Here is a 5,252-nt window from a genome sequence, read left to right as displayed (position 1 = left end):
ATTCAAGGGATTGCGCTGGGCGTGCCGGCCGGCCTCGCCGCGTTGTTCGCTGATTTGCTGCCGATGGGCATGGCGCTGCTCGCTGCGCTGGTGTTGCGCCAACGTCTGGTATGGCAAGTTTGGGCGGGATTGTTCGTCGGTTTGCTCGGCGTGGTGCTGGTTACGCACGGCGCGCTGGCGTGGGGCGATGCGCCGTTGTGGGCGTATGGCTTGCCGCTGCTGGGCATGTTGTCGCTGGCGGTGGCGACGCTGTGGCAAAAGCATCTGCCCGCCACGCAGTCGATGGATCTGCTGCCGAACCTGTGGCTGCAATGTTGTGTGTCGAGCGTCGCGTTCGGCGTCATCGAGGGTCTGCACGGCAGCCTCGCGCCGATCCCCAGCAGCGGCTTTGCCTTGAGCGTTTTGTGGACCGTCGGGCTGTCGACTATTGGCGGTTACGGGCTCTATTGGATCTGCCTGCGCCGCGCCAGCGCCACCCGCGTCGCGAGTATTTTGTACCTGAGCCCGCCGGTCACCATGCTCTGGGCCTGGGCGATGTTCGATGAACCGCTGTCGTGGCAAATGGTGTTGGGCATGGCGGTTTCTGCGGTCGGGATCTGGCTGGTGGTGCGCTCGGAGAATCAGCAAAAACCCTGAGAGGACACCAAACAAATCCACTATGCTGCGCTGACTTTCTGTTCGACTTGCTGTTCAACGTCAGCCTTACGGGCCAGGGCAATCATGATCAAACACACCGCGCGCTACGTATTTGCCCTTTCGGCGTTAGCAGCAATGAGCGCACCCGCACACGCCTCGACATGGCAGATTTGCAGCCTGAAGGTGCTGATCACCGAAGTGGTCAAACAGCTGTACCCACAGCTGCAGGCGCGGGTGGTGAAAGTCAGTTCGAAACAAGCGACAGCGGACTGCCCTGAAGCAAATGCAAACCTGACGTTCACCCCGGAAACCAAAGACTACCAATCGACCCTGCCGCGCCGCCAATGGCCGAAAAAAGGCCAGTCGGTGCAGATCGACTACCGCTATCTGGACGGTATCTGCAAGGGCGACGGCAACAGCTATCCGTGCCGTATCAAGCACTATCCATTGGTCGGTCGTTAGCCGGTGAACGCCGTCAAACCGTCGGTTGCACCGCCTCTGGTTGCCGACCTTTGAAAGCCAGCGAAAAACACACAAAGATCACCAGCGCAAAACCTGCCGGGAACAGCCAGATGCTTTTCCAGTCGTGGCTGCTGGCCGCAGCGTAATGGTCGGTGACCTGCCCGGCGACCCAAAAACCGATCAACATGCCCAAGCCGTAAGTCGCCAGAGTGATCAAACCTTGCGCCGAACTTCTGAAGCGTTCCGGCGCTTTCGCGTCGGTGTAGATCTGCCCGGAAACGAAGAAAAAGTCGTAGCAGATGCCGTGCAGCGCGATGCCGGTGAACAGCATGAACGCCAGGTCGCCGTTGTTGCCGTACGCGAACAGCAAATAGCGCAACGCCCACGCGAGCATGCCCACCAACAGCGCGATCTTGATCCCGAAACGGTGGATGAACAACGGCAGCAACAGCATGAACAGCACTTCGGAGACCTGCCCGATGGCCATTTTTGCCGTGGGGTTGGTCACGCCGATTTCGGCGAGGAACGGGTTGGCATTCTGGTAATAAAACGCCAGCGGAATGCAGATCAGAATCGAGGCAATGAAGAACACCAGATAGCTGCGATCCTTCAACAAACCCAAGGCATCCAGACCGAGCATTTGCTTGAGACCGCCGCCCGCTTCAGCCGTCAACGGCGCGGTGCGCGGCAGCGTGAAGCTATAGAGCCCGAGCAGCAGCGAGGCAATCGCCGCCATCAAAAAGGTGTTGCGCAACCCACCGCCGGAAATCGCCGCTTGCGAGTCCCAGGCGAACACAAAACTGATGACCACGCCGGCGACAATCCAGCCAATCGTGCCCCAGACGCGGATGCGCGAAAACTCCAGCGCCGGGTCGCTCATCTGCCGGAACGCCACCGAGTTGACCAATGCCAACGTCGGCATGTAGATCATCATGTAGGCCAGCACGTACGGGTAAAACGTGGCGAAATCCGGCGCGCGATAGAGTTGATACAGCAACACGGCGCCGATCAGGTGCAGCACCGCGAGAATGCGCTCGGCGTTGAAGAAACGGTCGGCGATCAAGCCAATCACAAACGGCGCGATGATCGCGCCCCACGACTGCGTCGAAAACGCCATGCCGATCTGCCCGCCACTGGCGCCAAGATTGCTGGCGAGGAAGGTGCCGAGGGTGACAAACCAGCCACCCCAGATGAAAAACTGCAGGAACATCATTGCGCTCAGTCGCGCGGTCATCGTCGTCATTCAAATCACCTTTTTATTGTTATTTTCTTTTCAAATCAGAGCCAGATCAGAGCTTTGTAGCCTGGCAATTTCAGGCGTCAGGCAACCCCAGCAAACGGCGGTTAAACGCTTCATCGGCCGAGACACTGGCGAAATCGTCAAAGGCCTTTTGCGTTTTGCTGATCATGTGCCGCTGAATAAACGCGGCACCTTCAGCCGCGCCCTGCGCCGAATCCTTGAGGCAACATTCCCACTCCAGCACTGCCCAGCCGCTGAAATCGTACTGGGTGAGTTTGCTGAAAATCGATTTGAAATCGATCTGGCCATCGCCCAGCGAACGGAAGCGCCCCGGCCGCTCGACCCAGCCCTGATAACCACCGTAGACCCCGGAACGCGCGTCGGGGCGGAACTCGGCGTCCTTGACGTGGAACATGCGAATCCGCTCGTGGTAACGGTCGATGAAGCCCAGATAGTCCATTTGCTGCAGCAGTAAATGGCTCGGGTCATAAAGGATCGCCGCGCGCGGATGGTGATTGACCGCGTCGAGAAAACGCTCGAACGAGGCGCCGTCGTGCAGGTCTTCGCCAGGGTGAATTTCGTAGCAAAGATCCACGCCGGCCTCTGCAAAACAGTCGAGGATCGGCAACCAGCGCTTGGCCAGTTCGGCAAAACCCTGCTCGACCAAACCGCTCGGCCGTTGCGGCCATGGGTAGATGTACGGCCACAGCAGCGCCCCGGAAAACGTCGCGTGTGCGGTCAATCCCAAGCGTTGACTGGCGCGCGCGGCGAGCTTCAATTGCTCGACCGCCCACTCGGTGCGCGCCTGCGGTTGACCGCGTAGATGCGCCGGGGCGAAGTCGTCGAACAGCGTGTCGAACGCCGGGTGCACGGCGACCAACTGGCCTTGCAGGTGGGTCGACAGCTCACTGATTTCGACGCCTGCCTGCGCGCAAATCGCCTTCAGTTCATCGCAGTAATCCTGACTGTCTGCCGCGCGCGCGAGGTCGATGAATTGCGTGCCCAAGGTCGGCAGTTGAATCGCTTTGTAGCCTTGCGACGCGGCCCACTGGGCGATGTTCGCCAAGCTGTCGAACGGCGCTTCGGCGGACATGAACTGCGCGAGGAAAATCCCCGGGCCGCGCAGGCCGGTCGAGGTTTTGACGATGTCGTTCACGGCAGGATTCTCCAGAGTCATGGGGTGCAGACCAGTTCGGTCCACTTGGCGTCGCCGCGATGGTTGGCGATCACCGTTTCGATAAACGCCATGCCGCGCAGGCCGACTTCGATGCCCGGCACTCCGGGGGCATCGTGGCCGCTGCTTTGCCCTTGGGCGTGGCCACGGATCGCATTGGCGAGGTCGCCGTAAAGGTTGGCCATGGCTTCGAGATAGCCTTCCGGGTGGCCGGCCGGCAAACGCATGCGCTGGCTGGCGGCGGCGCATAACCACGGCTGGCCGACGCCGGAACGCAACACGCGCATGGGTTGATCGAGGGCGCGGTGGATCAGGCTGGCGGGCTCTTCCTGACGCCATTCGAGGCCACCCTTGTCGCCGTAGACACGAATCTTCAGCGGGTTTTCTTCGCCGGCGCAGACTTGGCTGGCGATCAACACGCCGCTGGCGCCGTCGGCCATTTTGAACAGCATCGAGGCGTCGTCATCCAGTTGCCGCCCGGCGATGTGCACGCCCAACATCGCGCATAACTGCCGGATCGGTTGATCAGCGACAAATTCGGCGAGGGAAAACGCGTGCGTGCCGATGTCGCCAATGCAGCCGCCCAATCCCGACAATTCAGGGTTGTCGCGCCATTCGGCCTGCTTGTTGCCCTGCCCGGCCACATCCGCGCTGAGCCAGCCTTGCGGATATTCGACGATCACCTTGCGCAGCCCGCCGATCACGCCGCTGCGCACCATCTCGCGCGCCTGCCAGACCATCGGGTAACCGAGGTAAGTGTGGGCCAGTCCATAGAGGCGATTGCTGCGCAGCACCACGTCTTTCAACGCAAGCAGCTCAGCCAGATTCAGCGCCGCCGGTTTTTCGCTGAACACGTGAAACCCGGCGCTCAACGCTTGGCTGGCAACAGGTGCGTGCAGGTGGTTGGGCGTGACGATCACCACCAGTTGCATGCGCTGCGCTTCGGGCAGCGTGCGCTCGGTGGCGAGCATGTGCTGCCAGTCGCTGTAGCAGCGCGATGCCGGCAAACCGAGCGCCGCGCCGGTGTCCTGGGTGTTTTGCGGGTTGCGGCTGAAGGCGCCGCACACCAGCTCGAAACGGCCATCGAGCCCGGCCGCCTGACGGTGCGCCTGGGCGATGAAAGCACCCTCGCCGCCGCCGACAAAACCCATTCGTATTTTTGCCACTGGCAGGTTCATCGCGTTGGTTCTCTTCAGAAGCGCTCGGTGGAAAGCGGCTGGTAACTGGCTATGATGTAACCGGTTACATCGTGGCGGAAATTTAGGCTGAGTTCGCCAAAGTGTCAAACCCCCGAGGCTAAAAAACCCGCACATTTCAGCGCAACGCCGACCTGCGGTAAGCTCGCCGGCCGCGCTGTTCGAAATCGAGGTGAGCTTGTCCAATATCCGTGAAGTAGCCCGACTGGCCGGGGTTTCGGTGGCCACGGTGTCGCGAACCCTGAAATCGCCCGAGCGCGTGCTGCCCGACACGCGGGACAAGGTCAACGCCGCCGTGGCGAAGGCCGGCTACCGACCGAACTTGATGGCGGTGCAATTTCGTTCACGGCGCACCGGCAACCTGGTGATTCTGGTGCCGACGATTGCCAACGTGTTCTTCGCCCGGGTCATCAGCGGCGCGCAACAAGCGGCGCAAGCGGCGGGCTATCGACTGCTGCTGTGCGACACCCAGGGCCGTGAAGAAATAGAACGCGAATTCGCCGCGCTGGTGTACGCCCATCAGGCCGACGGCGTGATCCAGTTG

General features: G+C 61.2%; 6 protein-coding genes. 3 read left to right on the top strand and 3 right to left on the bottom strand.

The genetic code is table 11. The features are described from left to right. Nucleotides 1–636: DMT family transporter (locus BI292_RS09050; RefSeq protein ID WP_101207672.1), on the top strand; the 636-nt coding region annotated here is incomplete at its 5' end. Nucleotides 637–771: 135 nt separating this feature from the next. Then, on the top strand, nucleotides 772–1,098 hold the full coding sequence (locus tag BI292_RS09045; protein ID WP_178076556.1) for a hypothetical protein: 327 nt from the start codon (nucleotides 772–774) through the stop codon (nucleotides 1,096–1,098). 13 nt (nucleotides 1,099–1,111) lie between these two features. On the opposite strand, the gene BI292_RS09040 is transcribed toward BI292_RS09045, so the two are convergent. From BI292_RS09040 to BI292_RS09030, 3 genes are all read right to left on the bottom strand, one after another. Next, nucleotides 1,112–2,341, bottom strand: a complete 1,230-nt coding sequence (locus tag BI292_RS09040; RefSeq protein ID WP_101207670.1) for a nucleoside permease — start codon at nucleotides 2,339–2,341, stop codon at nucleotides 1,112–1,114. Nucleotides 2,342–2,411: 70 nt separating this feature from the next. After that, nucleotides 2,412–3,515, bottom strand: coding sequence for a sugar phosphate isomerase/epimerase (locus tag BI292_RS09035; RefSeq protein ID WP_101207669.1), 1,104 nt, complete (start codon nucleotides 3,513–3,515; stop codon nucleotides 2,412–2,414). After that, on the bottom strand, nucleotides 3,512–4,690 hold the full coding sequence (locus BI292_RS09030) for a Gfo/Idh/MocA family protein (RefSeq protein WP_371918717.1): 1,179 nt from the start codon (nucleotides 4,688–4,690) through the stop codon (nucleotides 3,512–3,514). The genes BI292_RS09035 and BI292_RS09030 overlap by 4 nt, the downstream gene beginning before the upstream one ends. 196 nt (nucleotides 4,691–4,886) lie before the next feature. Here BI292_RS09030 and BI292_RS09025 point away from each other — a divergent pair. Beyond that, nucleotides 4,887–5,252, top strand: a 366-nt coding sequence (locus tag BI292_RS09025; RefSeq protein ID WP_157831236.1) for a LacI family DNA-binding transcriptional regulator, incomplete at its 3' end; no start/stop codon positions are given.

The organism is Pseudomonas sp. 43NM1 (assembly GCF_002836905.1).
Lineage (GTDB): Bacteria > Pseudomonadota > Gammaproteobacteria > Pseudomonadales > Pseudomonadaceae > Aquipseudomonas > Aquipseudomonas prosekii.
The sequence above is the reverse complement of the archived record's forward strand: the minus strand, read 5'-3'. Positions and strand labels throughout refer to the sequence as shown.